This window comes from Fibrivirga algicola, assembly GCF_011742925.1.
Lineage (GTDB): Bacteria > Bacteroidota > Bacteroidia > Cytophagales > Spirosomataceae > Fibrella > Fibrella algicola.
On record NZ_WAEL01000008.1, the window covers coordinates 50,101 to 68,254 of the forward strand.

The window sequence follows — 18,154 nt, forward strand, 5'->3', positions numbered from 1 at the left end:
CTAAGCATACGTTGCCTGCCTACTCACCAAAGCAGGAAAGTGCCGTTTTTGGGTGTCTCTATCCAAAAAATCACGGATTTGCCAGTGGACTTACCAGTCACTAATCAGGCATTGATAGCCAGCGGGCGCACGACAGACAGGGGAAACTGAACAGTAACCGTTGTTCCCTGCTCTTCCTTCGACTGAACGGTTATCTGCCCGTTGTGCAGCCGAACGATGCGGTGAGTCAGCGCCAGGCCAATGCCGTGGCCTGGCGCCAGGTTGTTCGTCAGCGACGACCGGTAAAAAGGCTCGAACAGGTGGGGCAGATCGGCTTCTGAAATGCCATACCCGGTATCTGTGAACGCCAGACTAACCAGATTGGGTGCAAATGAGATACGCACCACCACACTCCCATTGGCCGAGTACTTACAGCCATTTTCCATCAGATTCTGAAAGGCCGTTCGCAGCAGTGCCTCTTCGCCGGGAATGGTGAGATCGTCGTCCTGGTCGGGTAAATTCTCAAAGTCAATATCGATGACGTACTCCGGATTTTTGGAGAGAAGCTTGCTCCGCGCCTGCCAGAGAAGCTCGTCGAGGCGGGTAGGCCGAAACGATATCGCTGTTGATTCTGAACTGGCCCGGGCAAGATCGAGTAGCCCGTTGGCCAGATTGATCATCGTTTGCACTTCGTCGAGTACATCGGCCAGCGTCTGCTGATAGTAGGGCACATCGCGGGGCTTCAGCAAGGCTACATCGATGTTGCCGCGCATGATCGCCAGCGGGGTACGTAGCTCGTGCGAGGCGTGGGAAACAAAACTCCGCTGGCTCACGAAGGCCTCTTCCAGCCGATTCAGCATGTCGTTGAACGTGTGGGCCAGTTCGGCCAACTCATCGCGTTTACGACTTACGTGCAGCCGCTCGTGGATGTTGGTGGCCGAGATGTCGTTGACCTGATCGATAATTTCCGACACGGGCCGCAGGGCATCAGACGAAAAAAGCCAGCCCGCGACACCCACCATGAAAAAACTGGCCAGCCAGCCAAAAATCAGGATCTCACGGAGACGGAGCAGCTTACTGAACCCGTATTGGTCATAGGCCGTAACCACCACCACCAGTGTCTGATTGGTTTTGCTCAGGTACCGGATGCCAATTGTCTCGGTATCGAGGTGGGTTAGCCGAACTTCGTGCCCCTCCTGAATATGCCGAAATTGACTTGATGTTAGAGCAGGCTTGAAGCCCTGCCCTGATGTATAGAGGATCTGATTGGGTAGCTTATAAATAGTAACTCGCTCACCAACCATAACAGGCAGATCAGTGCTGGCCAGATCACCGGCATCTTCGCGTACACGAACGGTCGTGAGCGCTTTTTCACGCAGGCGGTCATAAAAGTCAACCTCCCGGTATTGACTATATAGCAAGTAAATGGATACCGAGAAGAGCAACAGAATGGAACCAACCAGCAACGAGAACAGCAGCGTCAGGCGGGCACGGATTGTCACTCTTCTTTCATGATGTAGCCCATGCCAATAACTGTATGGATGAGCTTGGTCGGAAATTCCTTATCTACTTTCTTTCGCAGGAAATTCACATACACATCGATCACGTTGGTACCAGTATCGAAGTGAATATCCCACACTTTCTCGGCAATATCGATGCGCGATACCACCCGGCCCCGGTTCCGCATGAGGTATTCGAGCAGGCCAAATTCTTTAGCCGTCAGCTCGATCCGCTTGCCACCACGGCGGGCTACTTTTTCATTGAGGTCAAGCTCCAGATCGGCTACCCGCAGCACACTCACCGCACTGCCACCCTCGGCACCCCGCTTGTGCAGGGCCCGAATGCGGGCCATCAGCTCGCGAAATTCGAAAGGCTTCACCAGGTAATCGTCGGCACCCGCTTCAAACCCCGCCAGTTTATCATCTACCGACCCCATAGCGGTCAGCATCAGAATAGGCGTTTGCACCTGTTCATGTCGTATTGTCTGGGCTAAATCGAGGCCGTTGATCTTGGGCAGATTTACGTCTAGCACAATGACATCGTAACTGTTGCTGAGCGCCATTGTCCGGCCAATCTGCCCATCATAGGCTAGATCTACCTCACACTTTTGCTCTTCTAAACCTTTTTTCACGAAGGAGGCCAACTTCGGCTCATCTTCTACCACCAGAACTTTCATATCCGAAACATACATAGTATCCATCAATAGTTGAGAGTGTGTAAAATACGACTTATTTAATGACCCCCGTCGAGATGTAGTTCGGTACGCAGGCAGATTGACCACCAAGCTCCCGTCTTTAGATTAAAATGCCCCCAAACCCCTGTTAAAAAGACGTTAAGCCACATTCCTGGCCGTTCAAGCCTATTTATATAACCAAGATTCACCGCCACCTGTTGACAGAAATAAACCCGAATTTATTTTTATCAACGGTATGCACATGCAGGAGCATCGACCCACTTCAGCCGAAATAAAAGGCGAAAAATTACCGTATCCGGCCCGGCAATCGGATATGCAACGCCAGCCCGACAGTGATTTATCGAATTATAAAGCGGCAAATAAACTCCAGGGCAAGGTAGCACTCATCACCGGAGCCGACTCGGGCATTGGCCGTGCCGTAGCCATTGCATTTGGCATGGAGGGCGCCGACGTGGCTATACTTTATAACGAAAACACTGACGATGCCAACGAGACTAAACGGATGGTAGAATCGCACGGGGCGCGGTGTCTGGTCATTCAGGCCGACGTGCGCGAATCGAACGAATGTCGCGCGGCTGTTCAGGAAACGATCGATGAATATGGGAAGCTGAATGTACTCGTGAACAACGCGGCGTATCAGATGGCGCAGGAGAAGTTTGAAGACATTACGGAAGAACAACTCCGCCGTACCTTCGAGACCAACATTTTTGGTTATTTCTTCATGGCCCAGGCCGCTTTGCCGCATCTGCAGGCAGGCGACGCCATTGTGAATACGGGCAGTATTGTGGGCATTACCGGTAACCCAATCCTGATCGACTATACAGCCACAAAAGCAGCCATTCACGCGTTCACAAAATCGCTGGCTATTCAATTGGGCAAGCGTGGTATTCGCGTCAATGCTGTAGTGCCCGGTCCCGTCTGGACACCCAACATTCCGGGTACGATGCCCATCGACGAAGTAGAAAACTTCGGCTACGAGGTAGCTCTTGAACGGCCCGGTCAGCCCGAGGAGTTAGCCCCTGCCTACGTATTGTTGGCCTCGTCAGACGGCAGTTTCATGACAGGAAGTCTGGTAGAAGTAACCGGCGGAAAATTAGGATGAGCCAGCCGACGCAGTACCCAACCGGCACCGTGCGCACCTTGCTGGCCAGCGAACATGTTAGCGACCGCACCCGCGAGGTGCTTACTGACCGATTAAACCGGCCAACCGGACCTCTCGGCTTTTTTACCCCCGACGAAGCCCGCACGTTACGGCAAATCGCCGACCGGCTCGTTCCCCAGTCAGATACGGCTGGGTACGTTGTCGACCTGATTGGCCCGGTTGATCTTCGGCTGACCAATAATGAAAGCGACGGCTGGCGCTACGACGTGATGCCCGCCGACAGGGAGACATTTCGACAGGGCATTGCGGGTTTTCACGAATCAGCACAGGCGCTATACGGTCAACCGTTCGATCGGTTGACCAACTCGCAACAAGACGAACTGATTGGGCAGGTGCAGCAGGGCACGGCTCCGGGAACGGTTTGGCAGCAGCTATCGCCAACCCGGTTTTTTGAAGAACTGCTGGCCGAACTCGCAGTCATTTACTACAGCCATCCGCTGGTTCAGGAAGGATTCGGGTACGCTGGTATGGCCGACAAACCTGGCTGGACACGAATTGGCCTGAACGAACGCGAAGACCGCGAACCGAACGAATTATAAACGAACACTGAAGCTGAAGCTTCAGTCGTATAAACGCAACACTGACTACCGAAGCTGGGGCCGGGCGGCATTCTGCCTTGGCGCTCATCCATCATGCCGACTTTATCGAGCACCAAAATGACTCAACAGAGACATACTTACAATAGAAACGAAACGGTCGATGCCGTTATCATTGGTACCGGTGCAGGGGGCGCACCGCTTCTGGCTCGCTTGGCGCAGGCGGGCAAGCGGGTTGTTGCCCTGGAAGCAGGTCCCGAGAAGGACCCAAAAACAGACTATGCTACCGACGAACGGGCGCAGAACTTTCTCTACTGGAACGACGAACGGCTCAGTGCCGGCCAGGATCCGCTGGCTTTTGGCGCAAATAATTCGGGAACGGGCGTAGGCGGCTCCACTTTGCACTTCACAGCCTATACACCCCGAGCCCAACCCGACGACCTGCGCATGCGCACCGAGTTTGGCGTTGCTGCCGACTGGCCCGTTGATTTTCACCGTGACATTGCTCCCTATTACGACGAGATTGAACAGTTCCTGGGCGTTTCCGGCCCGGCCAACTACCCCTGGGGCCCGGCACGTACCCAGGCTTATCCGTTGCCTCCCCTGCCCCTCAACGGCGCGGCCCAACTGATGGAGCGTGGCTGTTCCGACCTGGGCATACAGACCTCGGCCGCAGCCAACGCAGCCCTGTCAAGGCGTTACTACCAGCCTGGTGTTGGCTGGCGCGAGGCGTGTACCAACCGGGGCTTTTGTCAGGCCGGATGCAGTGTTGGGGCTAAGGCCAGCATGGACATCACGTACCTGGCACTGGCCCGGAACCACGGTGCTGAAATCCGGCCCGATTCGTTTGTCATTTCGTTCGACCGCGACACCCAGGGACGCATTACGGCGGTTGTCTATGTGCAGCAGGGACAAACGTACCGGCAGCGCTGCAATGCGGTGTTTCTTTGTGCTGGTGCCGTAGAAACGCCCCGGCTGTTGCTCATCAACGAACTGGCCAACAGCAGCAGGCAGGTGGGCCGGAACCTGATGGCACACACAGGACTACAAATCTGGGGCGAATTCGAGGAAGATATACGCCCTTACAAGGGCATTCCCGGCGGTTTGATTTCCGAAGACATGCACCGCCCCTTCTCGGGTGGCTCGGCTGATTTTGCCGGCGGTTACCTACTCCAGTCAATTGGCGTAATGCCAGTCACCTACGTAAAGCAGATGGCGCGGGCACGGGGCTTATGGGGGCAGGCGCTACACGACGCCATGAGCCGCTATAACCATGTAGCAGGCATCAACATTCTGGGCGACGGACTGCCTTACGACCACAACTACCTTGAACTATCGGACGAGCTGGATGCGCGTGGTCTACCCAAACCACGTACCTACTTCACCAACGGCGACAACGAACAGAAAATGAACGCCCATGCTGACCGGGTCATGCGCGACATCTGGGCGGCAGCCGGGGCCAAAAACGTATGGGCCTTTCCGCGGTCCGCCCACGTGATCGGCACCTGCCGTATGGGGACCTCACCCGACGAAGCCGTCGTTGATTCGTACGGCAAATCGTTCGACGTACCCAATCTGTATATCAGCGATAATTCCACGTTCCCCTCGGCCTTGAGCGTTAATCCGGCTCTGACTATCATGGCTTTATCACTACGCACCGCCGACCATTTTCTTCGCTCCTGAGCAACGGGCCAGTGAGTGCCCAGACATCAACAATACGCCCCATGGATTTTTTAAAACATATTGAAAAGCACTTCGGAACTGGCAACTATGAGGGTGACCAGTACGGCGGCTCTACAGCTTCGAATGGCAATGGCCTGCCCGATGGCTCCCCTTCGAACTTCATGTTTGCCACCGGTATCGAATGTTCGTACCCAACCATCAAGCACGGCAAAGTACGCCGCGACCAGTTGCTCGAATGCGGGCATTATGACCGTTACAAAGAAGACATCGGGCTGGTGAAAGAACTCGGGTTGAAGGTACTGCGGTACGGCCTGCCCTACCACCTCATTCACAAAGGCCCCGGCAAGTTCGATTGGGAGTTTGCCGATCTGGCCATGAACGAGATCAAGCGACAGGGCATCACGCCGATTCTGGATTTGATGCACTTTGGTGTACCCGACTGGGTCGGTAATTTTCAGAATCCCGAACTGCCGATTCACTTCGCCGAATACTGCGCCGCTGTGGCCGATCGCTACCCCTGGGTACGCTTCTACACGCCGGTCAACGAGATTTATGTCACGGCACGACACAGCGCCAAAGATGGCATCTGGAATGAGCAGCTAAAGACCGACAAAGCGTTTGTGACCGCGTTGAAGCACTGCGTAGCTGCCAGTATCATGGGCACACAGCAGATTGCCAAACGTCGGCCCGACGTGGTGATCGTCCAGAGTGAAAGCGCAGAATTCATTCACGAGGTTTGTTCGCAACCTACCGAAGCGATCAAGCTGCATAACGAGCTTCGCTTTCTCTCGCTCGATCTGCTTTATGCCCATCCACCCAGTGCCAGCGTATGCCTGTACCTGCTCGACAACGGCATGAGCCGGAAAGAGTACGATTGGTTTATGGCAGGCCAACCACCGGGTTATCAGGTGATGGGCAATGACTATTACGGCCGTAATGAGCAGATCAAATTGCCCACCGGTGAGTTGATGAACTCAATGGATGTGCTGGGTTGGTACCAGATCACGAAGCAGTACTACAACCGGTACCATAAGCCCGTGATGCACACCGAAACAAACGTGTTCGAGGCTGAAAATGCCCCCACCTGGCTCTACAAACAGTGGCTCAACGTGATGCAGATGCGCCGCGATGGCGTACCCGTCATGGGCTTTACCTGGTATAGCCTGACCGATCAGATCGACTGGGATACGGGACTTGCCGAGCAGAATAACCGGGTAAACGCCTGTGGGCTTTATGACCTCGACCGTAAGCCGCGCCCCGTTGCCGATGCGTATAAACTGATTCTTCAGGAATTTGGTCAGATCACCATCGTACCTTACGGCCAGATGCTGGAAATCACGGATCAACCCGCCAAGCTGAAGGTAGAATTTTAACTGGTATGCTTCACACGCTCACACGAACACCGCCTGATCCAACCGGGCCGGTACTGATTTTTCTTCACTATTATGGCGGGTCGATCCGGTCGTGGGACGCCGTGCTGGATCAACTGGCAACGGAGTTCCACTGCATTGCGATTGACCTGCCCGGCTTCGGCGACTCAACGCCGCTCTCTGACCACCAGACGGTCGATGAGGTAGCGGATGTGGTAGCGGAGGCCATCCAGGCGCAGGTGGACCAAAAACCTTTTTTGCTGGTGGGCCATTCGATGGGGGGAAAGATTGCGCTGGCTATTGCCGCCGGTACGCTGGCAAGGCCCCGTCCCGCTGGCCTCGAAGGGTTGCTGTTACTGGCTCCATCGCCCCCCGTTGCCGAACCGATTGCCGACAAAGACCGGCAGGAGATGCTCGATCAGCCGAGTCTGAAACCAGCCAAACAACGCAAAGCCGCCGAAAAGACCGCCGATAACATCACCGAATTACCGATTTCGGCCGCCGTTCGACAGCAAATCATCTACGACAACCTGCGCAGTTCACCCGAAGGCTGGATTGCCTGGCCCGCCGTGGGCAGCCGGGAAGATATTTCGAATCGAATGGCACGGGTGAACGTGCCTGTCACCATTCTGGCGGGCGATCAGGACCGGGCCTTGTCGCCTTCAGTCCAGCCAAAACTAGTGCAGCCATACCTTCCTCAGGCATGGCTGCACGTCATTCGTGGCGCGGGTCACCTCCTTCCTCAGGAAGCCCCCGACAATGTGGTAAAAGCAATCAGAAGCCTTTGCTATCAACTACAATAGCTGGAATCTTCTGTTCAGCAACCAGTTGATTAAAAGCCGGTACCTGCTTGCTGGTTACCTCTTTCAGCTTCGCTAGCGCGGCGTCGATCTGGCGTGCCAGGTCGGTATAAACAACGTGCGCCGCTTTGGTGGGTTTCCCGTCGGCGTTGGCCATCATGGAAGCCAGACCCGCCAGCTTGTCATTGAGGCGAATCGGGAACGCCAGTACATCCTGCGTGGCCTTGGCTTTAGGTTGCATCAGCGTGGCTTCCAGCGAATCGAGTTCGGCCAGCATGGGTTTGGTAATGGCCGAAAACTTCTTCGTTACCGTGCTGTCTTTCACCGCGCCCAGGTAGCCATTCACCGCCGAACGAACCGTCCGCAACTGGTTGATCCCCCGGTGCACCTCCGACAGTTTATCGTTGCACTTTTTCACGAAGGCAAATTGCTCGGCATAGTCGGCATCAGAGACCGTCAGGCGGGGGTCTTTGCGAATCTCGATGGGCTGCTCACTCACCAGCGAATCGCCGTGCAGCAGCCGTACCCGATACCGGCCCGGCACTGCTTTTACACCGATCCCATTCCCCGACCACATCACGTTCAGGCCGTCGACGGCCACCGCATCGGGGTAGCGCATGTCCCAGGCAAACTGGTTCAGGCCAACCTGTGCGGGAATGGTGCCGGAGCGGTTGATCTTCACATCTTCGTAAAACTCCTTCGAGATCGTGAGCGGTTTCCCCTTCTTGTCTTTCCGGTCAGAATACGTAATGATGGTGTCTCCTTTCTCGGTCATGAATTGCAGGCGGAGTTCTTTCGTAGGTTTGGCAGGCAAGTAATACCGGACCAGGACGCCATTTTCAGCGTTTTCGCCTTCATCGGGTGACCCGCCTTTGCCGCCATCCATCCGGTAGGCATGGCGCGGTTTAAACACCAGCATCCTGTCGGCACGTACCTGACCGGCCTGAGCCTGACGGGCCAGTTCGCGCAGGGGCGTAATGTCGTCCATGATCCAGAAGGCGCGGCCATGCGTAGCAACAACCAGGTCTTTCTCGCGCTTATGAATCTGCAAATCCCGGATGGGCGTCATGGGCAGGTTCTGGTTCATCTTCTGCCAGCTTGCTCCATCGTTGAACGACACATAAATACCCCGTTCGGTACCGGCAAAGAGCAGGCCCGGCTGTTCGGGATCGTCGCGCACGACGCGGCAATATTCGTCGGCGGGGATACCGTTACTAATGTTGGTCCAGGTTTTTCCGTAGTCGCTCGTTTTAAAAAGGTAGGGCTTCCGGTCGCCGCTCATGTAACGGGTAGCCGCCAGGTACGCTTTGCCCGGTGCGTGTTCCGACGGGTGAATCAGGTTCATCAGCGCAAACTCACCCAGCTGGCTGGCGGGCAGGCTAACGTTTTGCCAGCTTTTACCCGCGTCGCGGCTTACGTGTAAGAGTCCATCGTCTGACCCGGCCCAGAACACACCCTTCTCAGTGGGGGCTTCGGCGAAGGTGAAAATGGTGGCGTAAATCTCAGCCCCGGTCATGTCTTTGGTAATCGGGCCACCCGTTTCGCCAATGGTTCGTGGTTCATGCCGCGTCAGGTCGGGGCTCAGGTCTTCCCATGAATGACCAGCATCTGTTGAGCGATGCACGTGGTTCGAGGTTGCGTAAAGCACACTCGGGTCGTGAGGCGAAAACAGGATTGGGTACGTCCACTGGAAGCGGTATTTTTTTACCGACGCAGGCGCGCCAATAGCCCCTTCCGGATAAACCGAAATGGCGTAGTTCTGGTTGATGCGGGCATCATGCTTCGACATGAATCCGTCATATTCGCCACCAAACGTAATTTTTGAATCTTTCGGGTCGGCAGCAATGTAGCCCGCTTCGCCACCCGCTACGGGGTACCAGTCTTTGGCGCCAATGCTGTAGCCATCGGTGCGGCTGGCAATACGAACCGACGAGTTATCCTGCTGGGCACCGTAGAGGTTATACGGAAAGTCGTTATCGAGCGATACGTGGTAGAACTGCGCCGTGGGTACGTCGACATCGGTAAAGGTACGGCCCCCGTCGAAGGTAATTTCGCCGCCGCCGTCATCGGCAATCGCAAAGTTTAGCGGGTTTTTCGAGTTAAACCACACATCGTGCGTATCGCCATGATGCACGGGTACACGAGCAAAGGTTTTGCCACCATCTTTCGAGCGCAACGCGTTTACGTTCAACACGATCAGATCATTGTCATTCTGGGGCGATACGCCCAGCATCATGTAATACCACGGCCGCTGCCACAGATTTTTGTCTTCATTGATCAGCGACCAGTGTTCACCCCCATCGTCGGACCGGTACAGACCACCTTTCGCATTCTCGATCAGCGCGTAGAGGCGGCTCGAATTAGAAGCAGCCACGGCGATACCAATCTTACCCAGCAGGCCACGCGGCATACCAGGTTTTTCGTTCAGAGACTGCCAGGTTGTGCCGCCGTCGGTGCTTTTGTACAGGCCGCAGCCTTTACCGCCGCTGCTCATCGAGTGGCCGTTCCGGTAGGCCTGCCAGAGCGTGGCGTACACAATGCTGGGGTTGCTGGGGTCGAGTCGGACAGAGGCCGCACCGGTGCTGTCGTTTTTGAAGAGCACCTTCGTCCACGACGTACCCCCATCAGTCGAGCGGAATACGCCGCGTTCGGCATTGGGCGCAAATGGATTACCCAGTGCCGCCGCATAGAGCAGATTTGGGTTTTGCGGATGCACCTCGATGTTACCAATGGCGTCGGCCTGTTTCAGGCCCATGTGCCGCCACGATTTACCACCGTCGGTACTTTTATAAACACCATCGCCATAGCTGATGTTGCTCCGGATTTCGGCCTCACCCATACCCGCATACACAATGTTCGGGTCAGACGGGGCCACGGTGATTGCCCCAACCGATGAGGAGCCGAACGTGCTGTCGGATACACAGGCCCAGTTTTGGCCACCATCGGTTGTCTTCCAGATACCCCCGCCCGTTGCTCCGAAGTAAAACGTCAGTGGCTGATCGGGATGTCCGGCAACGGCCAGCGACCGGCCAGCGCGATAGGGTCCTACGTTCCGCCAGCGCAGGCCATTGAACAGGCTGGCATTGATCGTGGGGGTTGCCGATGCCTGCGTGGCAACGGCATTTTTAGTCCGCTTTGCCTGCGCCTGAGCCGTTGGTGACGGTGCGGCACCCAGCAGGGCAACAAGCAGACAGGATGAAGTGAAAAGTTGACGCATAGAAGATGATTTAGTCCAGTGGAATCATTACTCCGAAAAATACGGCTTAATCTTGCTTTAACCAGCATCGGCGATATGTCGCGTAGCTGATACGCACAGATTACGGCGTCGCTGTATAGTGCTCTGTTATTTGGCTTGTACAGCAAAGCCATCCCGAACTTTTAAGAAGTAAATTTTATTATATACACGAATATTGTATCTTACGTAAACATGAGACGCAGCACGACATTAACCACCCACGACACCGCCGGTACACTTAGCACGGATCAACGTATTGTTGATGCAGCCATGATGCTGTTCTTCCGGTATGGCTACAGCCGGGTGGTAGTCGACGATATTGCCCGCGAACTGGCAATCAGCAAAAAGACGATCTACAACCATTTCGGTGGTAAAGCCGATATTCTGATGGCGGGCATCGATCGGGTTGTTCAGGAATACATGAGCGGGTCGGAAACCATTTTGAATGATGTAGACTTGAATTTCCGCCAGAAGATGAACGCCTACCTACTGCATATCGGCATCAGCTTTAGTAGCATAAGTCGCTCGTTTTTAGACGATTTAAAACGGGCCGAACCCCTGGCCTGGCAGAAAATCGCTGATTTCCGGCGCGATGTGCCCTTAAAGAACTTCACTCAGTTGCTTGATGAAGGCGCTCGCGTTGGCTACATCCGCGATGATACCACCCGGCAACTGGCGGTACTCATCTACGTCAGCGCCGTACAGAACCTGACCGATCCCGACTTCCTGAAGCAGTTTCCCCCTACGCTGACAACCGGCGTAGCCGACGATCCCCGCGAAACGATCGAGCAGGTCGTGAATCTGTTGCTTCGGAGCATCCTGACCGATAAGTTTTACCGCGAGTAGCATCGGCTGCCTGTCACGGGTGCACCAGTATAGCTACTGTCGTGTACCTATTTTTTTGCCCCAAAGGAAACTATAAAAACATAATTAGTGTAATTAGTGCACAATGAAACAGTCATTCATCTCCGCTTTTTGGGTTACGTTGCTGATCACGTCAGTCGCCAATGCCCAGCCCATGCCCGTTCAGGCACCCAACGCCTCACTGACGCGAGCCGCCCTGATTGAACAAGCATTGACGAAAAGTTACGCCCTGTCGACCAACCGGGCCGAACAGACTAAAGTAGCGATCGAAACGCAGTCGTTGCGGAACCAGTATTTACCCGAAGTAACCTTTAACCCAACCTATACGCATCTTGACCGCGACATCTCCATTACCATTCCCCGCCTGCCTTACCAGCCCTTGCCCGAACAAGTGTACAAGGGACCCTACGAATTGTCGCAGGTAATTCAGGGACGCGACATTCTGCGGGCAACGGTATCGGCCAATATGTTACTTTTCTCGGGCACCAAAATCCCGACACTCACCAAGGCACTGACCTTCAAAGGGAAAGCCGTGACTGCAATGGCTGAGAAAGAACGAATGACCGTGATTAGGGAGGTGGCACAGGCCTATGACCAACTGGCACTCGTGGCTAAATCAGAAACGGTATTGGCCGAAGCAGATGCTCGCCTGAAAGCACAGGCCACCTTTGTGAACCGGGCCGTGAAAGAAGGGCTGGCCACGCCCTACGACCGCAGCAAAGTAGAACTGGCTGCCCAAGATTTACGGGCGAAACACGTAGAACTCGATGGCAAAAAACAACTCGCCATTGCCCGGCTCACCCAGCTAACCGGATTACCCGCCGAACAGCTGAGCGCAATACGCCCCGATCTGAAACCAATGATCGCCGACACCCTGACCAGTAGCGTAGAAAATCGGCCCGAAGTAAAAGCACTGGCTTTTTCGGAACAGGCGGCGCTGTACAAACAGAAAGCCACGGTGTCAGGCTATCTGCCACAGGTATACGCGTTCGGTAAAAATGAGCTTCGCCGGCAGGATTTATCGGCCATTGAACCGTACTGGTACGTTGGCGTGGGCATTCGCTGGACGTTGTTCGATAAGCTGGCCGCCCGGTCAGAACGCCGAACCGCCCAACAGGACGTGCTGATCGCACAGAACACCCTCGACCAAACCCGCGACCTGCTTGCGCTGAATCTGGCCAAAGCGCGATCAGAAACAGGTACGGCCAGCCAGTTGCTTACGGTAGCCCAGCAAAAAACAACGCTGGCCCGCAAAGCGCTGGAGATTGCTACCAAGCAATATGAGCAGGGCCTGATCCGCATCACAGAGCGCCTCGACGCCGAAAGCGATTTCCAGAAAGCCGAACTCGACTACCTGCAGGCCATTGTGAATCAGCGGATGGCGCAGGTCGCTCAACTCGAAGCAACCGGTAACCTAACAATCAGTGATGTCCAATAAGCTAAGTCACTCCAACCAGAATCAATCGACAAAGTCCATGAAAACCAATTTAGTAGCCGTTTTATCGCTGGGTACGTTGCTGCTTGCCAGCTGCCAGAACGAACAGGCCCTCTCTGATGCCATTGAGGGAAAAGTGAAGAAAGAAACCGTCAGCGTGACGGCCAAAGTAACGGGTCGGATCACGAAGATTCTGGTGCAGGAAGGCGACAAAGTTCACAAAGGCCAACCCGTTGCCAGCATCGATATTCCCGAAGCAGAAGCCAAGTTGCTACAGGCGCAGGGTGCCTACACGTCGGCCAAAGCCCAGTACGAAATGGCCCGCAACGGGGCAACCGCCAACGAACGCAAACAGGCCGATGCAGCCGCTTCAGCCGCTGGGAATCAGTACGCACTGGCCGAAAAAAGCTTTGCCCGCATTAAGAATATGTACCGCGATTCGCTGATCTCGGCCCAGCAGTACGACGAGATGCTGACCAAATACCAGTCGGCCAAAGCCCAGTTGACTGGCACGCAGGCCAAACGCGACGAAGTAGACGGCCAGGTACGTGCCGAACGGATCAAGATGGCGTATGGTGATATGCTCCGGGCCGAAGGGGCGCTGAAAGAAGTACAGGCGGCCCTGCGTGAAAAAGTGATCGTGGCCGCTCAGGATATGACTATCGAGACCATCAGCCTGCACGAGGGCGAACTGGCACCGGCCGGTTATGCCGTGGCAACGGGCTACGCCGACGGGCAAACGTACCTGCGCTTCACCGTCAGCGAAAAGGAAGTTGGCCAGTTTGTGAGAGGCACTACCTATGCAGCCAAACTACCGTATGGCGACAAGACCCTGCAAGCCAAACTGGTTTCGATTAAAGAATTGAGCAGCTATGCCTCGCGCACCAGCAGCTACCCCAACTACGAACTGGGCGAAGCGACCTACGAGCTGAAACTAAATCCGATTGCTCCGGCCGACCAGGCCAGCTTACTCACCAACCAGACCGTGTTACTGTCGGCCAACAAATCGTTATGAAAACCTTCGTTCAACTCATTGCCCGCGAATTCAGGCAGTTTAGCCGCAACAGTGTGGCCGTGGCCGTATTCATTGGCGGGCCGCTCTTTTTCGGGCTGTTACTGGGGTTCACTTACAACCGGCCAACCATAACGAACCTGCCTATTGCGGTGCTCGACCTCAACGAGTCGTCGCTGAGCAGCAAGCTGATTACAGCCCTCGACGATAACCCAACTATCCATATCAAACACGTTTTTACCGACGAGGTAAGCGCCCGCAAGGCCTTCCAGACCGGACAGTACGAGGCCGTGGTGACTATTCCCGAGCAGTTTGAAGGCAATATTCAGCAACGCCGCACGCCCGAAATCCAGGTCGATCTGAACATGGCCAATATTCTGACCGCCAATTTTGTGTCGCGGGCCGTTCAGACCACCTTATCGACGATGAACGCTGGCATTGAGGTAGAGGGCCTGATGAAACGGGGCGTACCAGCCATTGAAGCACGTAGCCAGTTTCAGGCATTCAGCATCAACAATACGCGCTACTTCAACCCGTCGGGCAACTACGGTTACTATATGATGCCGGGGCTAATGGGCGCGGTATTGCAACAAGTATTTTTGCTAGCCCTGGCGCTGGCGTTCAGCAAAGAATTTGAAGAGCACACCTTTGATCAGGTACAGGCCAAAACCCGCTGGTCGGGGGTAGCGCTGATCACCAAAATTCTGCCCTACTGGATCATGGGCGTGGGCATCTGGGCCTTCGTACTGGGCGTGTTGTTTCCGCTGCTGAAAATTCCGCCTATTGTGCAGCTTCCCGAAACCCTATTGTTGATTGCCGCCTTTACGCTGGCTATTACGGGGCTGGGCATTCTGGTCAGCATTCTGGTACCGAACCAGCTGCGGGCTACCGAACTATTGATGGTGATGGCTACACCAAGCTTCGTCATCAGCGGTTACACCTGGCCCGCTGCCCAGATGCCCGGCTTTCTGCAGGGACTGGCGCAGGCCATTCCGCTGACCCACTTCCTGAGCGGCTTCCGGAAAGTCTTTTTCCTCAACGCGCCCCTATCAGCCATCCTGCCCGAACTACAGACGCTGACCCTCTACGGACTGGTTACACTTACTCTGGCGTGGTTCGCTCTGTGGCGTTTCATGCGTAAGTCGACCAACCTTCTTTCCGCTACGGTCTAAACACTTAAGTAGCCTCAAAATTGTACTATTTTATCATCGAAACATTTTGCGTAAATGTGCTTAATGACGTTATAACCCCCTTTTAATGACAGATTAACGACGCTTTAACGGGTGGGGGGCTACCTTTCTAACGATCCGATACTGATCACTGATAATCAATTCCATATCGTCTCGATCTTTATCGATTAGCTCCGAATGAAACCACAGAAAAACACTTTCGATGCCGAGGTCGTGCTGCATGACCTTAAGCATTATTTGCCAGCGCAGGCACCGTTGAAGGACTTCATTCATCATAATACATTACACGCGTTTCAGACTTTACCATTCTATCAGGGAATTCAGAGTGCATCGCAAATCTTTGGCTACAAAGTGTCGCTATCACTTGAGGAATACCGGGCCTTATACGCAGACAAGCAAATTGATCCATCGGTACTGAACCAGGCCATTGCCAGACGAAAGGGCCCCGAAGCGGTAGAGAGCTGGACACAAAAACTTCTCAACGGCACTTACGCTCCAACGGAGTTACCCCGAATTGGCTCGTTGCGAGCCTTCTGGAAAAAGCAGTATCACGTCGATCTCGACTCAATGGTACACCCGCTCCTTTTCCGGATACTGTGCAGCTATCTCGATCAGGGTATCTCGATCTGGGCGTTTCCAGTTGGTGCTCCTTCCTTTTTAGCCGCCTTGCGCGATCTGGAACGAACCAGCTACACCAGTTTTTTCAGGACCAAACGCGCCCGGGCCCTCCTGCTTTCCGAGACCACCAGCCTAACTGATCTATTGGGTATTGTAGTCGGTAATGAAGCCTGCTACAAACAGTACATGTTTGATCAGCAGTTTGCCCATCAGGGCTGGTCGGGTATGGTGTCGTCGGTTGAAGATCAACCCCAGGCTCTACTCGATCAGAAACCTATTTCGCTGCATGATCTGGTCATGTTCGAGCTTATGCTCGAAATCGACGCGCTTGATGATCAGTTTGGCACTGACTGGTTACCGATTTGCATCAAAGCCAGCAATAAACCGGGCGATCTGTTACGCCCGGTTGCCGAAACAGAACTGGATGAAGCGCTCTCGCTTTGGCAGGACGCGTTTGAGTGGACGTATTACGATCAGGTACTGGCTGGTATTAGCCAGGAACCGCAACTGCCGGAGACCATACCCGCCAAAAGTTTCCAGGCCATGTTCTGCATCGACGACCGGGAATGTTCCCTGCGTCGCCACCTCGAACACCTCGACCCCAGCAGCGAAACGTTCGGCACACCCGGCTTTTTTGGCGTTGAAACGTATTTCCAGCCCGAAGGCGGCAAGTATTACGACAAGGTTTGTCCGGCTCCACTATCGCCTAAATTTCTGATAAAGGAACGGGGCAAGCCCCATAAGCACGAGCGCGATGTGCATTTCAGTAAACATGCGCATTCATTTCACAGCGGCTGGCTGATTTCGCAAACCCTCGGTTTCTGGTCGGCCATGAAGTTGTTGCTCAATATTTTCCGGCCCACAATGAGCCCCGCCACAGCCACCTCGTTCCGGCATATGGATAAGTCGGCCACGCTGACCGTTGAGCACATGCCCGACGACAAAGCCGAGAATGGCCTTGAGATTGGGTTCCGAGTCGATGAAATGGCGCAGCGGGTTGAGGGACTGCTGAAGAGTATTGGTATGGTGACCGACTTTGCGCCAATCGTTTACATCGTTGGCCACGGATCAAGCAGCGTAAACAATCCCCACTATGCCGCCTATGACTGCGGGGCCTGTTCAGGACGAGCGGGTTCGGTGAATTCACGGGCCATGTCGTACATGGCTAATCACGCCCAGGTACGTTCTCTGCTGCGCGAACGCGGCATTGCTATTCCCGACGGTACCCAGTTTATCGGGGCTCTGCACGACACGACTCGCGACGAGATTGCTTTCTTCGACGAAGACACATTGTCGCCCGTCAACCAGGAAAACCACCGGAACAACCAGGTGATTTTCGCTGAAGCGCTGGACCTGAACGCCAAGGAACGATCGCGCCGATTCATGTCGATCGATACTAAAGGCACCCCGAAAGCGATTCATAAACTGATTAAACTCCGCTCGGTATCCTTATTTGAACCCCGCCCCGAGCTAAACCACGCCACCAATGCACTGTGCATTGTGGGTCGCCGGTCATTATCAAAGCACCTCTTCCTCGACCGCCGCTCGTTCCTGAACTCATACGACTATCGGGTCGATCCCGACGGGGAGTACCTCATGCGTATTCTGAATGCGGCGGCACCTGTTTGCGGCGGCATCAACCTGGAGTATTTCTTTTCGCGGGTCGACAATCAGAAATTGGGCGCAGGGACCAAGCTACCCCATAATGTAATGGGCCTCTTCGGCGTCGCCAACGGCATCGATGGTGATTTGCGGCCGGGCTTACCCAGCCAGATGATCGAAGTACACGACCCGATCCGGCTACTGATGATCGTGGAGCATTACCCCGACGTGGCGCTGAAGACCATTCAGCGTAACCCGGCCACCTACGAGTGGTTCATCAACGAATGGGTACACCTGGTGGTCGTCGATCCGGATACACATACGTTCTGGCAGTTCAAGAATGGCAGTTTCAGCCTGTATGAACCCATCATGAAGCAGGTGCAGGAAGTTACCGACGTGACACCTATGCTCGAAGCCGAACACGAAAATATCCGGGTGCTGGTCTTGAATTAATACCGGTAGTCAGTCTCTCTT

At 54.7% G+C, this 18,154-nt stretch carries 13 protein-coding genes; 10 read left to right on the forward strand and 3 right to left on the reverse strand.

Features of this window, described 5'->3' with window-relative positions:
- Nucleotides 1-104 precede the first annotated feature (104 nt).
- Nucleotides 105-1,481, reverse strand: a complete 1,377-nt coding sequence (locus F7231_RS20275; protein WP_166693337.1) for a HAMP domain-containing sensor histidine kinase — start codon at nt 1,479-1,481, stop codon at nt 105-107.
- Nucleotides 1,478-2,155: a response regulator gene (locus tag F7231_RS20280; protein ID WP_198172226.1), complete on the reverse strand. Its 678-nt coding sequence runs from the start codon at nt 2,153-2,155 to the stop codon at nt 1,478-1,480. The genes F7231_RS20275 and F7231_RS20280 overlap by 4 nt, the downstream gene beginning before the upstream one ends.
- 253 nt (nt 2,156-2,408) lie before the next feature.
- On the opposite strand from F7231_RS20280, the gene F7231_RS20285 reads away from it, so the two are divergent.
- The 5 genes from F7231_RS20285 to F7231_RS20305 all read left to right on the forward strand — a co-directional run bounded on the left by F7231_RS20285 (nt 2,409) and on the right by F7231_RS20305 (nt 7,727).
- Entirely contained in the window at nt 2,409-3,275 is an 867-nt protein-coding gene (locus F7231_RS20285; protein WP_085412996.1) for an SDR family oxidoreductase, read from the forward strand.
- On the forward strand, nt 3,272-3,874 hold the full coding sequence (locus F7231_RS20290) for a gluconate 2-dehydrogenase subunit 3 family protein (protein ID WP_166693338.1): 603 nt from the start codon (nt 3,272-3,274) through the stop codon (nt 3,872-3,874). The genes F7231_RS20285 and F7231_RS20290 overlap by 4 nt, the downstream gene beginning before the upstream one ends.
- Before the next feature lie 117 nt (nt 3,875-3,991).
- Nucleotides 3,992-5,554 (forward strand): GMC family oxidoreductase, encoded by a 1,563-nt coding sequence (locus tag F7231_RS20295; RefSeq protein ID WP_166693339.1) that lies wholly within the window; start codon nt 3,992-3,994, stop codon nt 5,552-5,554.
- A gap of 41 nt (nt 5,555-5,595) precedes the next feature.
- A complete protein-coding gene (locus F7231_RS20300; protein ID WP_085412993.1) occupies nt 5,596-6,927 on the forward strand; it encodes a family 1 glycosylhydrolase in 1,332 nt (443 codons plus the stop codon).
- Between the two features lie 5 nt (nt 6,928-6,932).
- Entirely contained in the window at nt 6,933-7,727 is a 795-nt protein-coding gene (locus F7231_RS20305) for an alpha/beta fold hydrolase (protein WP_166693340.1), read from the forward strand.
- Here F7231_RS20305 and F7231_RS20310 read toward each other — a convergent pair.
- Nucleotides 7,699-10,941 carry a WD40/YVTN/BNR-like repeat-containing protein gene (locus tag F7231_RS20310; protein WP_166693341.1) on the reverse strand — a complete coding sequence of 1,081 codons (3,243 nt, stop codon included), beginning with the start codon at nt 10,939-10,941 and terminating at the stop codon, nt 7,699-7,701. The genes F7231_RS20305 and F7231_RS20310 overlap by 29 nt on opposite strands.
- A gap of 210 nt (nt 10,942-11,151) precedes the next feature.
- Here F7231_RS20310 and F7231_RS20315 point away from each other — a divergent pair, with 210 nt between their 5' ends.
- The 5 genes from F7231_RS20315 (at nt 11,152) to F7231_RS20335 (ending at nt 18,133) form a co-directional block, all read left to right on the forward strand.
- Nucleotides 11,152-11,805: a TetR/AcrR family transcriptional regulator gene (locus F7231_RS20315; RefSeq protein WP_085412990.1), complete on the forward strand. Its 654-nt coding sequence runs from the start codon at nt 11,152-11,154 to the stop codon at nt 11,803-11,805.
- Nucleotides 11,806-11,908: 103 nt separating this feature from the next.
- Entirely contained in the window at nt 11,909-13,261 is a 1,353-nt protein-coding gene (locus tag F7231_RS20320; protein WP_166693342.1) for a TolC family protein, read from the forward strand.
- Between the two features lie 37 nt (nt 13,262-13,298).
- On the forward strand, nt 13,299-14,273 hold the full coding sequence (locus F7231_RS20325) for an HlyD family secretion protein (protein ID WP_166693343.1): 975 nt from the start codon (nt 13,299-13,301) through the stop codon (nt 14,271-14,273).
- Complete coding sequence (locus F7231_RS20330) at nt 14,270-15,442, forward strand: ABC transporter permease (RefSeq protein WP_166693344.1); 1,173 nt, start codon at nt 14,270-14,272, stop codon at nt 15,440-15,442. The genes F7231_RS20325 and F7231_RS20330 overlap by 4 nt, the downstream gene beginning before the upstream one ends.
- A gap of 195 nt (nt 15,443-15,637) precedes the next feature.
- Nucleotides 15,638-18,133, forward strand: a complete 2,496-nt coding sequence (locus F7231_RS20335; RefSeq protein ID WP_166693345.1) for a YbcC family protein — start codon at nt 15,638-15,640, stop codon at nt 18,131-18,133.
- Nucleotides 18,134-18,154 lie beyond the last annotated feature (21 nt).

Bases quoted from the DNA above. Each gene is read 5' to 3' on its own strand.
- F7231_RS20280 (WP_198172226.1), bottom strand. From the start codon at position 2,155: ATGAAAGTTCTGGTGGTAGAAGATGAGCCGAAGTTGGCCTCCTTCGTG.
- F7231_RS20285 (WP_085412996.1), top strand. From the start codon at position 2,409: ATGCACATGCAGGAGCATCGACCCACTTCAGCCGAAATAAAAGGCGAA.
- F7231_RS20290 (WP_166693338.1), top strand. From the start codon at position 3,272: ATGAGCCAGCCGACGCAGTACCCAACCGGCACCGTGCGCACCTTGCTG.
- F7231_RS20295 (WP_166693339.1), top strand. From the start codon at position 3,992: ATGACTCAACAGAGACATACTTACAATAGAAACGAAACGGTCGATGCC.
- F7231_RS20300 (WP_085412993.1), top strand. From the start codon at position 5,596: ATGGATTTTTTAAAACATATTGAAAAGCACTTCGGAACTGGCAACTAT.
- F7231_RS20305 (WP_166693340.1), top strand. From the start codon at position 6,933: ATGCTTCACACGCTCACACGAACACCGCCTGATCCAACCGGGCCGGTA.
- F7231_RS20310 (WP_166693341.1), bottom strand. From the start codon at position 10,941: ATGCGTCAACTTTTCACTTCATCCTGTCTGCTTGTTGCCCTGCTGGGT.
- F7231_RS20315 (WP_085412990.1), top strand. From the start codon at position 11,152: ATGAGACGCAGCACGACATTAACCACCCACGACACCGCCGGTACACTT.
- F7231_RS20320 (WP_166693342.1), top strand. From the start codon at position 11,909: ATGAAACAGTCATTCATCTCCGCTTTTTGGGTTACGTTGCTGATCACG.
- F7231_RS20325 (WP_166693343.1), top strand. From the start codon at position 13,299: ATGAAAACCAATTTAGTAGCCGTTTTATCGCTGGGTACGTTGCTGCTT.
- F7231_RS20330 (WP_166693344.1), top strand. From the start codon at position 14,270: ATGAAAACCTTCGTTCAACTCATTGCCCGCGAATTCAGGCAGTTTAGC.
- F7231_RS20335 (WP_166693345.1), top strand. From the start codon at position 15,638: ATGAAACCACAGAAAAACACTTTCGATGCCGAGGTCGTGCTGCATGAC.